The following is a 15,951-nucleotide window of genomic DNA, read 5'->3' on the forward strand; positions in this document are numbered from 1 at the left end:
GTCACCGCCGCCGTAAGCCAGGCGTGTCAGAATATTGATTTTTTCGTTTGCGGAAACAGATCGTGTAGGCAGAACCGCCTCTGCCTGCATGGTTGGATTGGTTTTCACGAAACATTCTCTCCTTCTCTGGTTTCGCTTCCAATTTACAGCCGCCCCAATAAAATGCACCTGATCAATGCTGCGTTTTCCGGCCTGCTGCAAGCGGATAGGATTGTTTAGCGTGCAGCCTGCCTGCTTCACAGAGATCGTGCCTCGAAATTTACATCTTTTGCAGGGCGCAGACCGTATCGGTTATCATAGCACGAATTAACATGAATGGCACGAAATTCTTGTATATTATATACAAAAATCTTAATATATTTTGTGCGATGGGTAAAATAAATAGTTAATAATGCACAATTTATAATAAAAAATGCGCGTAATAGTTAAAAAACGATGCAAACCGAGAACCGGCAAACCTATCTAAGCTGATGACCTTGCTTCCGAACATCGTTATCGCGGCCGTGGTTGCACTGCTCTTCTGCCCGCGTTGCAGAAGGCGATGTATTCGACTTCCTTCGGACACCGTACTGCACGTTGAAGTGCCCAAAAAGTTAGACAAATAGTTTTAACAAAAATTGCAAGTGCCGTTGCAGATGGCATAGACAGCGTCGGAGCAGTTCGGTATCAGCATGCTGGAGCTGGGTAAGAGAATGGGATGGAAAAAGTACATAGTACAAAGTTTTTCGCTATTATTATATCATGTTTTTTCCTGTGAAATTATAATTTGATTACGCTCTCAACAATGGAATAAAGGCAGTTCAGACGAAATTATTAAATTTCAGTTTTGAACGAAAATTCTATGTTTTGGAGTGAAAATTATGACGAATAAACAGGAAAAGATGATATGCAATACCTTTGGCATTTCGAAACTCAAGCCGTTTCAGAAGAAGGTAATCAAAGACTTATCCGATGGTACAGATGTACTTGGTTTAGCACGAACCTCCGAGGGCAAGTCAATCTGCTTTCTCTCAATGATTACCCTGCACCCAAATGATCTGCTGATTGGTATTCTCCCGACGGTTGCGCTCATGCGCGATCTGGTGCAGCGTTGCGAGGACAACAAAATTCGAGCGGGCTGCCTGTACAGCGAAAACAGGGAGAATACCAATACAATCGAACAGCTGACACATCGTAAACTCCAGGCGCTCTTTGTTGCGCCGGAACGACTGAGTGATCCTCGTCTCTGGAAGGCAATTCAGAAGAATAGCGTACACACGGTTGTCGTTGCTGCTTTCAGCGCGACTGTTATGCCGGATGATATTTCATATATTGCGAAAAGTCTACGCATGAAAAATCCTGTTGTACATATCGGCAAGCTCAAACGTTCTAATCTGTCCCTCAAGAAAGCGTTTGTGAAAAATGATGTTGCTCGTTATGCGAAAGTCAGCAAAACGATTCAGAAATGCGGCAGTAAAGGAAAAGTTGTTATCTACTGCACTCGTGTCTGTGATGTAGAAGATATGCGTGACTTTCTTATTGAGGATTGCGATATTTCGGCTTCTGCTATTGCCCTCTGCCACAGCAGGCTGTCTAACCGAGCCGAGCAGGAAGAACGTTTTCGTTCCGGTGAGGCACACATCATGATTGCAACTTCCGCGTTTGGTATGGGCGTGAATATTTCGGATATTCGCCTTATTATTGTCTCTCAGCTGCCGTTCAGCGTCGCGTCATTCTACCAGATGGCAGGACGAGCCGGGCGCGACGGCAAACGCGCAAAGGCACTGCTGCTCTGGAATGACGCCGATTTTCAGATGAACCTTGATATCATCTCTGACACGGATGACCGTGCAGTGGAAGCCGTCAATGAACTGTATGCAATCTGTGAATCATCGGACGATCTGCACGACGCAGTAATCGGCTGTTTTTCGAAAGGCGGTGTGTGACATGGATTTTCGCTATGGTATCCATACGATGGAACTATTCCACAGACTGTCCCAAAAGAGCTTTAACAAGGTGTTTCAGCATCTGAAAAGTCTGCATTTCGGCAAACCCTACCCGGACGTGACATATCATTCTGACAAAGGCATCGAGAAGTATATCTGTACCTCGTACTGCGGTCAGGGCGTGGTGCTTTATCTGTTCAAACAGAAACGCTGCGAAAATAAAACCAATAAAAATATCGCCTGTTCTATTGGCTTCCGGCTTAATCCGCACACTTTGCTGCACGGAAAATATTCACCCAAGAAAGTGTTCGCCGCGACGGAAAATCAGCTGAAAACGCTTGACAAAGAGATGACAGAACTGCTGCATAAAATCGGTCTGGACTGCGAGTTCGAACAGCTGACGCTCTCTCGTATCGACTGCTGTCTGGACTACTTTCCCGAGTCGCAAAAATGGGTTGATGAGGCGCTGCGTGTCATTCGACGTAGCCCATACATGAAGCAGTACAAGCTGTGTACATTCGGCAAAGGATTCCCCAATCACAAGGAAAAGAACGCGCATTCGTGGCGTATTTGCTGCAAGACGACCACATTGACGGTCTATGACAAGACATTTCAGCTGATGGAGGAGGATTTGCTGGAGCAGTATGATGCGCCGATGCTTCGGTTCGAGGTATCCCGCTCGGGAGCGAAGTTCAAGCGCGGCCTGTCCGATGAAGTCAAGGGCAGCAACAAGGAAATCCTGAAAACCGTGATGAATGAGTCGGAGAAAACCATTCACTCATATATGAAAAAACTGCACGCAAATCTGCCGTTTGTGCGGTATTCGGATTGTATGGCGAAGATTGAGACCGTGAAACATGCTTCAACTCGCAAAAATATGCGTCTGCTTGTCAAAAAGCTGTCCGACTGCAAATGTTATGCACAGGCTGTGAAAAACAGTAAATTCTCTTCCGCTCCGTACTGTTCATTTTACGTTCCCCCTCGTGAGATGTATATGCTGCTACCAAATTTACTGCAGCTTATAATTAAGCTTTTGCATAATTTGAGTATAGCACATACGCCAAAATTTGTCACAAAAAAACGGTCTGATTTATTCAATCAGACCGTTTCATTTCTTAAGTTCTTGACTTGCTGTATCGTTGTTTCTAAGATTGAAAGCACCGCAGCAGTTTCTTCTTGCGTAAGTGATTGCAGCTGTTCAGAGAGCTTTTGCGCGTAATAATCTCGACCAGGCTTGGTTTCCAAGCCAATTAGCTCATCTGCCGATACATCCAGCGCATTTACGAGCTTAATAAAGGTTTTGAGACTCGGCATTTTGACACCGCGCTCGATCTCACCCAGATAAATCAGTCCGATATCTGCAGCCTCCGCCAGTGTTTCAGTATTTGTTTTCGTTCCTTTCGCAATGCGCGGATCTTCTGCCCCAGCTCCAGTTTGTTCACGCAAATAGCCTCCTAATTACGCTAAGGTCGGAGAACCACCATTGCTGATGGTTCTCCGGCTGTATGGGGGAAGAAAAGGTGTCAAATGCGGCCCATGACGTAGTCTCGCAGGAAGTGTGTGCGCGCGGCGCCGGGATCAAGACTGCTGCCTAACCTTTTATGCACATAGCTGCCGCTATCGCGCACGCCGAGAATATTCAAATGGTTTTCGTCCGCTTCTGCGGTATTCCCTCCTCAAGATCATCTGACATTTTCCGCCCGAATATGCTATACTGAAGATACTACAAGCAAAAGAGGAAAAGAGTTATGCAAATTCAGCAGCTTACCTACTTTGTCGCCATTGCGGAGCAGGGCAGCATCAACAAGGCCGCGGAGAAGCTGTTCGTCACGCAGCCGAACCTGAGCAAGGCCATCAGCAATCTGGAAAACGAGCTCAAGGTGCGTATTTTCAACCGCACGAACAAGGGTGTCGTGCTGACTGACGAGGGCAAAAAGCTCTACCAGTACGCGCGCACGATCATTAACCAGATGGAGCTCATTCAGGGCTTATCGGAGAAAGAGCACGCGCCGGTGCTGTCTATTGCCTCCTATCCGATCATCACAATGGGGCGTCTGATGGCGAAGTTCTACAACGATTACCACGATAACCGCGTGGCGCTCAAGCTGGTGGAAAACCGTCTGCAGCAGGTAATCGAGAGCGTGGAGCATGGCGAAGCGGAGATTGGCTTTGTGATGAGCAACAACGTGCAGGTGAAGGAGCTCAAGCACATGCTGAAGTTCAAAAACATTCAATTCCACGCGCTGGGCACGGACACCTGGTACGCAAACCTCGGTCCGAACCATCCGCTGTATCATGCGTCTGAGGTGACGATGGAGCAGCTCCTGCCCCATCCGTTCGTCCGCCTTCCGGATGATTATTTTTCCAATCTGAGCTTTTATCTGGAGATCGACGGCGTGCGTCTCGAGCAGTTCAAGCGTGTCGTTTACGTCAACGACAGCGCGGCCATCCTGTCGCTGCTGCGCTCGACCGATGTGGTTCGCCTCGGTCCGGGACTGAGCGCGCCGGACTTCGCGGAGTACGGCATCCGCACCATTCCGATCCGGAACTGTCAAGTACAGATCAATGTAGGCTGGATTCAGCGCAGCCGAGAAATGCTGAGCACAGAAGCGCAGGCATTTGTAAAGATGCTGGAGGAGCTTTACCCGAAAAATGAGAAATAAGACGTTTCGAGGGTTATAATAAGCTATTCCGTTTTGTTATGGCTGGGTTATAACAAAAGCAGAATGGTATACCGAATAGTGTCAAAGCAAAGGCGCTGTGATTTAGTCACAGCGCCTTTGCTTTTGTCTGTTTTTCATGAAAAGCGGGCGTGAAACTGTACAGGAATACTATTCCGTTTCGGTTATAACGTCACTATAACTTTTATGATTTGGACAGGCATAACAAATTTATGATACGGTATAGACACAGAAAGGAATGAGGCTTATGACACCGATCAGCGCACTTGAGATTCTGTTCTGCATCTACGCAGTCAGCGATCTGATTGCGCAGAAGACCAAAGCAATATTCTCCACGGTGCTCAGCATTGCAATCCTGCTGCTTGCAGGCTTCTGGAGCGGCATCCTGCCGCGCACACTGATCGACGACGCGCAGATCACCGGGTTCGGCAACATCATTGCCGGCCTGCTCATCGTGTCGCTCGGCACGACAATCGACTTCGCGGAGCTGCGTCGGCAGTGGAAGGTAGTCGTCACCGCGCTGTGCGGCGTGTGCGGTGCAGTTGCAGCAATCGTACTGATTGGACGACCGTTCATTGGCAGCGAGATGGCGATTGCCGGCGCACCGATCTTCGCAGGCGGCAGCGCGGCAACGCTCATCATGACGAGCACGCTCAAGGAGATGAACCTCACGACGGCGGCGACGTTCTGCATCGTGCTTTACGTGACGCAGAAGTTCATCGGTGTACCGATCGCGTCCCTTCTGCTGTGGCGCACCGCAAAGCTCATCCGCGATGACGCGGTGCTCGTGGAGCAGTACAGCACTTTGCAGGAGGAAAACGACGCGACGCATCACGGTCCGCTGCATCCGCCGAAATGCTGCGAGCGTCCTTCACCGATCAAGGTGCTTGACTTTACTAATCTGGCAGGCTCGTTCGGACAGATTGGCGACACAGGTGCGAACCTCATCGGCAAGGGCGGCACCGGCGCGAAGGACGGCTTCATGGCAGGCTTCAATCTGATCCCGGCGGTCATGTTCTTCTGCGGCCTGCTCGGTGTATTCGAGCAGCTCGGCGCATTCAAGGCGTCGGATATCCTGTTTCGTCCCCTGCTCCGTCCGCTGCTCGGCATCCCGGGCAAGTGCGGCATCGCATTCATCTCGAGCTTTACCGGTTCGGACGTTGCGGCCGTCATGACCCGTGAGCTGTACGAGGACGGTGAGATTACGGACGACGAGCGCACGATTTTCGTAGCGTATCAGTACGCAGGCTCGGCGTGCATCAACAACACCATCACCGGCGGCGCACCGCTCGTGGCGATCTGCCCGGTGGCACTCGGTCCGTGCATCGTCATCATGTTCGTCTGCAAGCTGATCGGCGCAAACATCGTCCGTCTGATTCTGCGTGCAAAGCGCGGCAAGGCATAAGGAGGTAACGGAAATGAGCAATCAGGCAACCAATACAGCGGCTGCGGCCGCACCCGCAAAGGCAAAGAAACCTTCAATCGTAGATACCTTCCTCAAGGGCTGCGCAAAGGGCTTCAAGGTCGGCATTGAAAATATCACCCCTGCGATGATCCTCGGCTATGTACTGGTGTACATTCTGAAGGAAACCGGTCTGATGGACATTCTCGGCACGGTCATGTCGCCGGTCATGGGACTGTTCGGTCTGCCGGGCGAGGCTTTCGCGGTTCTGATCTCGGCGTTCTTCGCCAAGGCCTCCGGCTGTGCGACCGCCGCTTCCATGTATGAGGCAGGCGCGCTGACGCTCGGTCAGGCGTCTATGATGCTCCCGGCATGTATCCTGATGGGTACGCTCATCGGACACTATGCGCGTATCGTGCTCGTAACCGACACCAACAAGAAGTGGCATCCGCTGCTCATCGCCGTCTGTCTGCTTGATGCGGCTATCAGCCTTGTCATCATGCGCGTCATTCTGGCGGCAATGGGCGTTCAGTAAAAGGAGGCAGAGCCTATGCTTTCTAAGTTATCGCGTCGGCGCGGCCTTCAGCTCGAAGCGCTCGGCAGCGTGCTGATCTGCACGGTCATGCTGGCCGATCGGTTCCTTTTTACCTTGCAGGACGGCTTTGTCCTCACCACAGCCATCATTTCCGCTGTGCTGCTGACGATCGGCATCCGCGTGGTCAAGCGGCACGACGAGAAAAATCAGAACTGATCCTTCGGGCGTTCCTGATACCCCAACCGCCCGAATTCACCCCTCTTTTTGAAAAGGCCTGCGCTGTCAGGCCTTTTCTGTTTCTCCCCCCATTTTGCACAGCAGTGATCTGGTCAGCTACACAATTTCAGACCGTCCGGTACTGAGCATGGTAACGACTATGTTGGATAAGGCGTTTGAACAGATTCCTGATGGCACAGATCTCATTCTCCATTCCGACCAGAGGTGGCAGTATCAGCACAAGCAGTACCAGCGCATGCTCCAAGAGAAAGGCATCCGGCAGAGCATGAGCCGGAAAGGGAACTGTCTGGACAATGCTGTAATAGAAAATTTCCGCAAATTGCAAAAATAAAAAATCCCCGATTAAACCGCAAGGTCAGCAAGTTCGGCTGACCTTGGGTTAAACCGAGGATTTTTTTGATTCTGCTTATTTTTTCGCCTTGCTGCCGACCAGATAGCACACAGCAGCAACGATCATGCCGTTGATGGATGCGATACCCCACGGAACCAGATTTGCCACCACAGCGCCCAGCAGAACGCCGACAACCGCAAACCAGTTCACCGTTTCGGTGATCTCCATGTCGTTGTACTTCTCTCGGTTCATAAAGAAGCTCATCACCAGAATAATGCCGACCGGCGGCAGTGTGCAGTTGAGGATATTCAGCCAGCCGCAGAAGTTCCAGTACAGCCAGACCGACAGCACCGTGCCGACAATACCGGATATCAGCACCATCGGCTTCTTTCTCTGGCCGAAGATGTTCGCCAGACCCAGACCGGCGGTGTACAGCGCGTTGTCATTCGTGGTCCAGATGTTGAGACCGAGGACCAGAATCGCCAGATAGAACAGACCGAGGTTGATCATAACCTCAAAAATGTCATTGCCGCCGACGTAGACCGACGAAATACCGCCGAAGAAAAACATCAGCGAGTTACCGATAAAGAACGCGATAACGGTCGTGATCGCACCAACCTTGCCGTTACGGGCAAAGCGGGAGAAGTTCGGCGTTGCCGTGCCGCCGGAGACAAACGAGCCGATAACCAGACCGGCGCCGCCGACAACGGTCAGCGTACCGCTGGACTTGGCAAACTGATCAATCAGCGTGCCGTTGCCCTGTTTAACTGCCATCACCATGGCAACCGTACCCAGGATTGCAACCAGCGGAACCGCAATATAGCTGATGAGCGTCAGCGATTTGATGCCGAAATACGCCGAGGCCGTCATGCACACACCCGCAATGATAACGAGCACCCATTCAGCCGCTGTGCTGCCGCCGAGCAGCTCATTTGCAACCGGAATGGCAAACATGGCGATACCGACGCCGAACCAGCCGATCTGCGTAAACGAGATCATCGCGCTCGGCAGGTACGAGCCTTTTACACCGAAGGCTTTGCGTGCCAGCAGGTCAAGGCTCATGCCGGTTTCCGCGCCGACATAACCGAGCAGACCGGTGTACAGGCTCAGGATCAGGCCGCCGATGATCATGGAGATGATAAAGCCGCCGAAATCCAGTCCGTCCGCCAGCTCCTTGCCGACCCACATACTGGCCGAGAAGAAGGTGAAGCCCAGCATGATCATGAACATGGTTACGATGCCGCGGCGCGCATAATGCGGCACGGCCGCTTCCGCAAAGTCGATATCGACCGGTGTGTTGTCATTTTTCATAGATTCTTATCCCCTTTTTGTGTATTTGTCAAAGAATGTACTTTTTGAGCGTCGTGGTAAACTCGTCAATGCGCTGATGCGCGATCTCCTCCAGCGTTACGTCCTTCAGGCTCTCGACAAAGCCGCGCTCCTGCTGATACAGCCAGCGCGTCAGCTTTGCATCCAGCTTTTCATAGTGGCAGTCCTTCAGCCAGTCCTCATAGGAAATCGGCAGCGCATGACCCAGTTTTTCCTCCAACAGCGCCTGCTTGTCGATCTTGTCGGCACGCGCGAGAATGCCGTTCCAGAATTCCAGCACCTCTTCAATGTGCTCGTGGATTTCATAGCGGCGTGCGCCGCCATCGTAGATCGTGCACTTTTCAAACAGCGGATTCTGCATGGAAAGCGTCTGACGGCGGAACTCCGGCGCCACAATGCCGCCCTTCCAGTAAAAGTCGATGAGCGCACGGTTGATGCCGGAAACGCCCTTGTCGCCTTCCTCGTAGCAGCTGAAAACGCCCTCGTAGTACACGGTAATGAAGCCCTCAAAGTCCGGCCAGTAGGTGCGGATTTCTTTGGTCAGTTTTTCGAGAATCTCAATGCCCTGGGTACCGCCGATGGTAAACAGCAGGATGTTGCGCAGCTTGGCGCCCTGCTTGCGGTAATAGTCGGTGACATAGCGCAGGCACTGCACAAGCGTCTCGCCCGAGGCGATGATATCGCCGATCATCAGCGTGCTGTTGGGCACCATGGTCAGCTTGCAGTATTTGATATCGAGTGACATCTCATCATTCTCGCCAAACACGCGCTCACTGGACATAAAGCTGATGTCATGCACGCGGATATGCTCCTTGTAGCAGCTTTCTTCGAGCGGGTAGTTGAGTGCGCCGCGCAGAATGGACAGAATGTTCGCCGAAGTGATCTTTTTCTGCTCCTTGAGGTAGTACATCATCTGCGAGGTAGCCGTCACGAGCGACGCATACACCTCGTAGCCGACAACCTCCGGATGGTTCATCAGCTTGCGGGTCTCTGCCTCCGAGACGATGTAGTATTCATTGACAAAGCTGCCGCCCGCCAGACGGTAGCAGTCCACACCCTGATCGCTGAATTCCGGTACGATATGGACGTCATTCCAATTTTCGATCATATCAGTTTCCTCCCTAAAAAAAGGGACCGACTGCCATTTTTGCGGGCAGAAGGTCCTTGGTTTTCATCGTTTTCCTATTGGATTCAACGGAACGCCGCATATTCTGTTTTTACACAGCATATCCGTCCATCCCCTCTTTTTCGACTTCATTTTACTGAATTTATTATACGGGAGAAACCATACCGTTGTCAACAGCTTTGCAAGCCTCAGGCCGGATTTCTTACTTATAATCCGCATTCAGAAACAGCGGCTTGATCGTAGAAATCTCGGCGTATTCCTCCTGCGAGACCTGCATATCCGCATTCATGGTCTGCAGATCGGCCTTGACGACTTCGAGCGCCTCCATGACGTTCAGTGCATGTCCTTCCGCAATGGCCTGCTGCATGCGGCGCAGCACGATCGGGTGCGCGTACCGTGCGGGCAGCGGGAATGCCGGAAACCGATCGATATAGTTCTGCATCTGTACCCGCGCCTGCTTATCCCCGCGCAGAACAGCCGCATTGTTGTTGCGTGCCGTCGGCAGCAGGCGCCATCCGCCAAACAGGAAAGCTGCCGCCAGCAGGCACAGCAGCAGGTATCCGCCGGAGAAACCGCGGCACACGAGCGACACCACGCCGTAAATCAGCGCCGCCGCCCCGAGCACCATGATCGCTGCAGCCGCCCACCGATATCCTGCACTCCTGCTCTGGTAGTTGCGCCGCCGTTTAGCTGCACGACTGAGCCGCTTGTACAGCTCAGGTTTGCGCTCGAGGTACGCGATCGCATTCTCCAACTCCTCAATCTCCCGCTCGGCGCGGATACTGAGCGGCGGCCGTCGGCGTTCTTCCGCCCTCCGGCGCTCGCACTCGACCTCGAGTTCGGCCTCCTCTTCCTCACTGACGCACGGAATCTCCGGATGCATCTTGTGCAGCACGCGCAGCAGCTCGTCGATCTGATCCTCGTACTTGAAACAGCACACCTGCTGCAGACCATTATCGTACTCCACAAGCAGACAGGCTCTGCCTGCAAGCACACCTCGGACACCGCCGGTGCCTTCTTCTATAAACTTAAATGCCCGCGTAATGGCGGAAAACGGCACATAATAATGCCGGTCAATAAAATAACTGTTCAAATATAATGCCCGGCGGCCAACACCGCACGGACCGATCCGGCGGCAGTGCTGCTTATCGCGGACAAGCGAAGCGTCATCGAGCATGGTTCTGCTGAGCGGACGCGGTTTAAAAATCATATTCATCACCTGTAAATATTGTAACACAAAAGCATGGATTCAGCCACCCGATCCCATAAGAAATCCTGCTGCATCGGTTCTTTATGAAAACCGACAAATTCTCTCTTTCAGACAAACCGTTTTTGGCACACTATCCAAAATCATAGTATTCCTATTGACAATCAGGTTATTGAAGTCTATACTTTCAATCACCGAATCCCGATAGGATTTATATAAATTGAAAGGAGAACCTGTCATGAGCCGAATGTACTGTATGAATCGCTGCTGTATGTGTATGCACCGCTGCTCGTGTATGCGTTCCCTTGTGACCTGGCGAATGTGCGAATAACGCGCATATGCCATCCTGGCGGAAGGCATACGTCTTCTGCCTTTTTTATCGAAAGGAGTTCTCCCTTGTGAAGCATTTTGTCAAATCACTGCCAGTTCTCTCCATTCTACTGGCGCTCGCCTGCGATATTCTGCTACCGGATTCCGCGCAGCATCCTGCCGCAGAACATCCTTATTTTACATGGGCGCTGCTCATCGGACTGGCCGTGTATGTGATTGCCCTGCTGATATCGCTCGGCAACACCAAGGTGCGTGATAAGCTGTCGTACAGCGCACTGTTCTATGCAGGAGCGGTTCTGGTGCTGAACATTCTCAACCTGCTGACCGCCAAGTTTGCGATTCTGCCGGTGCTGTACTTTCCCTCTCTCGACCGCGTGTTCGGCGTTCTCGTCGAGGACAGTGCGTTCCTCGCGACCTGCCTTGCATACTCCGCACGCCTGCTGTTCGTCGGCTGGGTCAGCGGTGCAGTCGTTGGCGTGCTGACCGGTATCGCCATCGGCTTCAACAAGACCTTCGCCTACTGGGTACAGCCGCTCGTCCGCGTGCTCGGCCCGATCCCGTCCACCGCGTGGATCCCGCTCGTGCTCATCGCATTCCCGACTGCGATTTCCGCCAGTGCCTTTCTGATTGCGCTGGCTGTATGGTTCCCGACCACCGTGCTCACCAGCAGCGGCATCGCTTCCATCCCCAACTCATACTTTGAGGTCTCCTCGACGCTTGGCGCGGGCAGCTTCTACCGCATTGCCAAGGTCGGCATTCCGGCAGCTATGCCGCATATGTTCCTCGGCCTGTTCAACGGCACCTGCTCGTCGTTCATCACGCTGGTCACCGCCGAAATGCTCGGCGCCAAGTACGGCATCGGCTGGTACATCAACTGGCAGAAGGAAATGATGGCATATGCCAACGTATATGCCGGACTGATCATCATTGCAGTCACCTTCTTCATTCTCATCACGCTGCTGTTCAAATTCCGCGACCGCGTGCTCGCATGGCAGAAAGGAGTTATCAAATGGTAGGAAGTATTTCGATTTCGGGTGTATCCAAGCATTTTGTCAATCCCACCGGAGAGCGCATTACCGCTCTCGACAATGTTTCGCTCGATATTCCCGCCGGTTCGTTCGTGTCGCTCATCGGACCGTCCGGCTGCGGCAAGTCCACGCTGCTGCGTTTGATCTCCGGTCTGATTCCGATGGACGACGGCAGCCTGACGCTGGACGGCACACCTATCAACGCACCCGGTGCAGACCGCGGCTTCATGTTTCAGGAGCACACGCTGTTCCCGTGGCTGTCGATTTACGATAACATCGCGTTCGGCCTGCGCGCCCGCGGCATCTACAAGCAGGAAAAGGACCGCGTAGACGAATTTATCGAGATGGTCGGCCTCAAGGGCTTCGAGCATTCGTATCCGCACCAGCTTTCCGGCGGCATGTGCCAGCGCGCCTCTCTCGCAAGAGCACTCGTCGGCAAGCCCAAGGTGCTCCTGCTCGATGAGCCGCTCGGTGCACTCGATGCCTTCACCCGCATGAACATGCAGGACGAGATCCTGCGCATCTGGAAGGAAACCGGCATGACCGCCATCATGGTAACGCATGATGTGGATGAGGCCGTGTATCTTTCGGATAAGGTGGTCGTTATGACACCCCGACCGGGACGCATCACCGGCACGCTGGATATCAAGTTGGCCCGCCCAAGAGCACGCAGCTCGGAGGATTTTCTTCACTACCGTGCGGAGATCCTTCGTCAGCTCCATTACGGCGGCACAATCAAAGAGCCCAACTACTATATTTAAGATTACATTAAAGAACGCACGTTCATTATTATTACTTTTATTATATATTTTCCTTGAAAGGTCAGAAAACCATGAAAAAGAACGGTATTTTATTTCGAGTAGCAAGCGGACTTCTCGCAGCTGCACTGACACTCTCACTTACCGCCTGCGGCGGCTCAAGCAGCAATTCGGACGCTTCCGCGGCAGCAGATTCCGCCGATTCCGGCGCAACCCACCTGCGTCTGATCTACTCTCCTTCTCTCTGTGCCGCACCGATGTACATCGCGATCGAGAACGGCTACTTTGAGGACGAAGGTCTGGACATTGAGCAGGTAACGGTTGACGCGGCACACGTTTCCGAGGCCATCGGTGCGGATCAGGTTGATGTCGGCATGGGCCTGATCGGCAAAATGCTCCAGCCGCTCGAGAACGGCCTGCCCATCAAGTTCACCACCGGCCTGCACACCGGCTGCACCAAGCTGCTCGTACCCGGTGACAGCGACATCAAGAGCGTTGCCGACCTCAAGGGCAAGAAGATCGGCGTGCCGGGTCTGGCTGACGCGGCAACCGTTGTCTCCAAGCGCTCGCTGAGCGCGGCAGGTATCGGCGTGACCGACCAGAACATGGAGGTTGAATTCTCGGTTTACTCCCGCAACGATCTTGCACAGGCACTGCAGAACGGTGCCGTTGACGCAATCGCACTCGGTGATCCGGCGGCGTCCATCGCGGCAGAGCAGTACGGCCTGACCGCCCTCATCGACACCGCAACCGATCCCGAATACAAGGATGAATACTGCTGCGATGCCTTCGTCACCAGCAAGCTGGCGGAGGAAAATCCCAAGGCCGCAGCCGCCTTCACCCGTGCCGTACAGAAGGCATCTCAGTGGGTGCAGGACAATCCGGACGAAACGGCAAAGATCATCACCGAAAAGCAGTATATCTCCGGGGATGCGGATTTCTGCGCGGAGATCCTCAAGACCTACAACTACAAGCCTTCGGTTCAGGGCGGCTATGACGCACTTAAGCAGAACGCCGAGGAGCTGACCAAGATCGGCATTCTGAAGGAAGGCACGAATGCCAAGGCGTTCGCAGACAATGCATATATCTTCTTCGATGATGTTCCGGATGCACCGGAGAGCGACACTTCCACCGATACCGCCACCGAATCCGCAAAGGTCGCCTCTGCCAGCTTCCAGCCGGCAGCAGCAGCCGAGGAGGGGGACTGCTGCGGCGGCGGTGCTGCGACCAAGCCGGCACAGAACACCAAGGCATAACATCGGGCTTACAAGGAGGAAAGGATTATGTCGGAACTGAAATGCACACACAGCTGCTCGGACTGCAGCAGACTCGGCTGCCGTTCGGCCAGCGAGGAGCAGTACCCGCCGTTCTGCCTGACGACGAACGTGGATAAGGCACTGCTCGAGGAAACACTTGAAATCTACCGCAATGACCCGGAACAAGGGCTGATTGCCCGCACCTCCGCGTGCATTGAAGGCGAGTTTTACGGCCGCCTGACCCGTGTCGAGGAAACCATCGAGTTCATCAAGCGCATGGGTTATAAAAAGATCGGCATCGCGTCCTGCGTCGGTCTGATGCGAGAGGCTTCCATCTTCGCCCGTATTCTCAAGGCAAAGGGCATCGAATATTTCACGGTCGGCTGCAAGGTCGGTGCACAGGACAAGACCGAGATCGGCGTGCCGAACGAGAAAAAGCTCAACGGCGGCTGCGGACACGAGTCCATGTGCAACCCGATCATGCAGGCCAAGACGCTTGCCGCGCATGGCTGCGATTTCAACATCGTGATCGGTTTGTGCGTCGGACATGATACCCTGTTTCTGCGCCACAGCAAGGTTCCGACAACGGTTATGATCGTCAAGGATCGTGTATTGCAGCACAATCCGGTGGCGGCACTGTACGGCGTACAGTCCATGTATTCGCGGTTTAAGGATTTGGGATTGTAAATTCGGCAAACCGGCTGCAATCTGTCACGATCCGGACTGCATCCCCGTGTTTTTACTCTTTGGGCTTCATCGTCATCTCTCTTTCGCCGTTTTGAATAAAAAATCCTCCTGCCTTCTTCTGAAGACAGGAGGATTTTTCAGCTTAACCTATAACATCGGGCAAAGCCAAGGCGTCTCATCTGGTTTTCTCTTTGCCGAGCGTTGAATACAGCACACCGAACACGATAAGCACCGCACCGGCAATAAAGCCGACCGTCATGTGCTCGTTCAGCAGCAGGACACCGAGTACCATCGAGGTGAGCGGCTGAATCGGGTAAAACAGAGAACAGGTGCTCGCCTCTGCACGGGAGAGACAGTAATTCCACAGCGAATGCGGAATGGTCGTGCAGAAAATCGCCACATAAAACAGCACAAGGATGTACTTCGCGTGCAGGAAGTCCATCTCCGGGTGGGTGATGATCTCGCGGAGCATCAGCGGCAGCGTACCGATAGCGGCAACGTAAATACCGTAGGTCGTGACGGTCAGCGCGTCATACTTCTGCGAGAATGAGCGCATGAACACGCTCAACGCACTCCATGTCAGCACCGAACCGAGTGAAAGCGCTATGCCGAGGATATGACCGCCGCCGGCGTCTCCCCCGACGATGCAGACCGCACCGGCAACTGCGCTGACAATGCAGACGACCTTCTTCATCGTCATGCGCTCATGCAGCAGCAGCACCGCAAAGAAGCAGATGGCGATCGGGTTCATGCAGTTGATGAGCGATGCCAGCGATGCGCCCGCCAGCTTGGTGCCGTACTGCTGCAGACCGATGGACAGCACATAGCCGCCCAGACCGAACATGATAACGTATTTCCAGTCGCCGCCCTTGATCCTGCGCGGCTTGCCGTTCGGGTCGGGCTTACGCAGGCGCTGCAGGATGGTCATGGCGATGGCCGCGATGATGTAACGCAGGCACAGCAGCGTGAACGGCTGAATCACATCGAGCAGTACCTTGCTCGCCGTGTACAGGCTGCCCCAGAAAATCGTGGTCAGCGCAAGCAACAGGCAGGTTGTTTTATCGTTCTTTTGTTGTTGCACAGTTTGTCAACTCTCCTTTTGTGCATTATGCTTTTATT

At 53.2% G+C, this 15,951-nt stretch carries 15 protein-coding genes and 1 pseudogene; 11 read left to right on the top strand and 5 right to left on the bottom strand.

All coding sequences use genetic code 11. The annotated features are described in order from the left end of the window. The first annotated feature begins 860 nt into the window (after positions 1-860). Complete coding sequence (locus DW088_RS12465) at positions 861-1,925, top strand: helicase-related protein (RefSeq protein WP_118361017.1); 1,065 nt, start codon at positions 861-863, stop codon at positions 1,923-1,925. A 1-nt stretch (position 1,926) separates the two neighbouring features. Further along, the gene (locus DW088_RS16385) at positions 1,927-3,144 is read left to right on the top strand and encodes a hypothetical protein (protein WP_243029915.1); all 1,218 of its coding nucleotides are present in this window, start codon (positions 1,927-1,929) and stop codon (positions 3,142-3,144) included. Between the two features lie 44 nt (positions 3,145-3,188). Here the strand turns inward: DW088_RS16385 and DW088_RS16390 are convergent. Then, positions 3,189-3,371, bottom strand: a pseudogene (locus DW088_RS16390) (helix-turn-helix domain-containing protein); the annotation flags it as partial. 302 nt (positions 3,372-3,673) lie between these two features. On the opposite strand from DW088_RS16390, the gene DW088_RS12475 reads away from it, so the two are divergent. The 5 genes from DW088_RS12475 to DW088_RS16780 all read left to right on the top strand — a co-directional run bounded on the left by DW088_RS12475 (position 3,674) and on the right by DW088_RS16780 (position 7,111). After that, positions 3,674-4,588 carry a LysR family transcriptional regulator gene (locus DW088_RS12475; RefSeq protein WP_118361019.1) on the top strand — a complete coding sequence of 305 codons (915 nt, stop codon included), beginning with the start codon at positions 3,674-3,676 and terminating at the stop codon, positions 4,586-4,588. A gap of 265 nt (positions 4,589-4,853) precedes the next feature. Next, positions 4,854-6,011, top strand: coding sequence for a nucleoside recognition domain-containing protein (locus DW088_RS16775; protein ID WP_243029916.1), 1,158 nt, complete (start codon positions 4,854-4,856; stop codon positions 6,009-6,011). 13 nt (positions 6,012-6,024) lie between these two features. Further along, a complete protein-coding gene (locus tag DW088_RS12490) occupies positions 6,025-6,543 on the top strand; it encodes a nucleoside recognition domain-containing protein (protein ID WP_118361021.1) in 519 nt (172 codons plus the stop codon). A gap of 15 nt (positions 6,544-6,558) precedes the next feature. Then, the gene (locus tag DW088_RS12495; protein WP_118361023.1) at positions 6,559-6,759 is read left to right on the top strand and encodes a hypothetical protein; all 201 of its coding nucleotides are present in this window, start codon (positions 6,559-6,561) and stop codon (positions 6,757-6,759) included. Positions 6,760-6,853: 94 nt separating this feature from the next. Beyond that, entirely contained in the window at positions 6,854-7,111 is a 258-nt protein-coding gene (locus tag DW088_RS16780) for a DDE-type integrase/transposase/recombinase (RefSeq protein WP_158574690.1), read from the top strand. 75 nt (positions 7,112-7,186) lie between these two features. Here DW088_RS16780 and codB read toward each other — a convergent pair whose 3' ends face one another. The 3 genes from codB to DW088_RS12515 all read right to left on the bottom strand — a co-directional run bounded on the left by codB (position 7,187) and on the right by DW088_RS12515 (position 10,776). Then, the gene (codB, locus tag DW088_RS12505) at positions 7,187-8,422 is read right to left on the bottom strand and encodes a cytosine permease (RefSeq protein ID WP_118361027.1); all 1,236 of its coding nucleotides are present in this window, start codon (positions 8,420-8,422) and stop codon (positions 7,187-7,189) included. A 28-nt stretch (positions 8,423-8,450) separates the two neighbouring features. Beyond that, positions 8,451-9,548 (bottom strand): hypothetical protein, encoded by a 1,098-nt coding sequence (locus DW088_RS12510; RefSeq protein ID WP_227109084.1) that lies wholly within the window; start codon positions 9,546-9,548, stop codon positions 8,451-8,453. 220 nt (positions 9,549-9,768) lie between these two features. Beyond that, positions 9,769-10,776 (bottom strand): ATPase P, encoded by a 1,008-nt coding sequence (locus DW088_RS12515; RefSeq protein WP_118361029.1) that lies wholly within the window; start codon positions 10,774-10,776, stop codon positions 9,769-9,771. 395 nt (positions 10,777-11,171) lie between these two features. Between DW088_RS12515 and DW088_RS12520 the strand changes: the two genes are divergently transcribed. The 4 genes from DW088_RS12520 to DW088_RS12535 all read left to right on the top strand — a co-directional run bounded on the left by DW088_RS12520 (position 11,172) and on the right by DW088_RS12535 (position 14,832). Continuing rightward, positions 11,172-12,119, top strand: a complete 948-nt coding sequence (locus DW088_RS12520; RefSeq protein ID WP_243029918.1) for an ABC transporter permease — start codon at positions 11,172-11,174, stop codon at positions 12,117-12,119. After that, a complete protein-coding gene (locus tag DW088_RS12525) occupies positions 12,113-12,892 on the top strand; it encodes an ABC transporter ATP-binding protein (RefSeq protein ID WP_118361033.1) in 780 nt (259 codons plus the stop codon). Before DW088_RS12520 ends, DW088_RS12525 begins: the two co-directional genes overlap by 7 nt. A gap of 71 nt (positions 12,893-12,963) precedes the next feature. Then, positions 12,964-14,145 carry an ABC transporter substrate-binding protein gene (locus tag DW088_RS12530; protein ID WP_118361035.1) on the top strand — a complete coding sequence of 394 codons (1,182 nt, stop codon included), beginning with the start codon at positions 12,964-12,966 and terminating at the stop codon, positions 14,143-14,145. A 27-nt stretch (positions 14,146-14,172) separates the two neighbouring features. After that, on the top strand, positions 14,173-14,832 hold the full coding sequence (locus tag DW088_RS12535; protein WP_118285918.1) for a DUF1847 domain-containing protein: 660 nt from the start codon (positions 14,173-14,175) through the stop codon (positions 14,830-14,832). Positions 14,833-15,007: 175 nt separating this feature from the next. Here the strand turns inward: DW088_RS12535 and DW088_RS12540 are convergent, their stop codons facing one another. After that, entirely contained in the window at positions 15,008-15,913 is a 906-nt protein-coding gene (locus DW088_RS12540; protein ID WP_118361037.1) for a DMT family transporter, read from the bottom strand. Positions 15,914-15,951: the final 38 nt, after the last annotated feature.

It is taken from the genome of Butyricicoccus sp. AM05-1 (assembly GCF_003474415.1).
Classification (GTDB): domain Bacteria; phylum Bacillota; class Clostridia; order Oscillospirales; family Butyricicoccaceae; genus Agathobaculum; species Agathobaculum butyriciproducens.

Coding starts and splice junctions, on each gene's coding strand:
- DW088_RS12490 (WP_118361021.1), top strand. CDS start 6,025: ATGAGCAATCAGGCAACCAATACAGCGGCTGCGGCCGCACCCGCAAAG.
- DW088_RS16775 (WP_243029916.1), top strand. CDS start 4,854: ATGACACCGATCAGCGCACTTGAGATTCTGTTCTGCATCTACGCAGTC.
- DW088_RS12510 (WP_227109084.1), bottom strand. CDS start 9,548: ATGATCGAAAATTGGAATGACGTCCATATCGTACCGGAATTCAGCGAT.
- DW088_RS12465 (WP_118361017.1), top strand. CDS start 861: ATGACGAATAAACAGGAAAAGATGATATGCAATACCTTTGGCATTTCG.
- DW088_RS12515 (WP_118361029.1), bottom strand. CDS start 10,776: ATGATTTTTAAACCGCGTCCGCTCAGCAGAACCATGCTCGATGACGCT.
- codB (WP_118361027.1), bottom strand. CDS start 8,422: ATGAAAAATGACAACACACCGGTCGATATCGACTTTGCGGAAGCGGCC.
- DW088_RS12495 (WP_118361023.1), top strand. CDS start 6,559: ATGCTTTCTAAGTTATCGCGTCGGCGCGGCCTTCAGCTCGAAGCGCTC.
- DW088_RS12525 (WP_118361033.1), top strand. CDS start 12,113: ATGGTAGGAAGTATTTCGATTTCGGGTGTATCCAAGCATTTTGTCAAT.
- DW088_RS12530 (WP_118361035.1), top strand. CDS start 12,964: ATGAAAAAGAACGGTATTTTATTTCGAGTAGCAAGCGGACTTCTCGCA.
- DW088_RS12535 (WP_118285918.1), top strand. CDS start 14,173: ATGTCGGAACTGAAATGCACACACAGCTGCTCGGACTGCAGCAGACTC.
- DW088_RS16385 (WP_243029915.1), top strand. CDS start 1,927: ATGGATTTTCGCTATGGTATCCATACGATGGAACTATTCCACAGACTG.
- DW088_RS12475 (WP_118361019.1), top strand. CDS start 3,674: ATGCAAATTCAGCAGCTTACCTACTTTGTCGCCATTGCGGAGCAGGGC.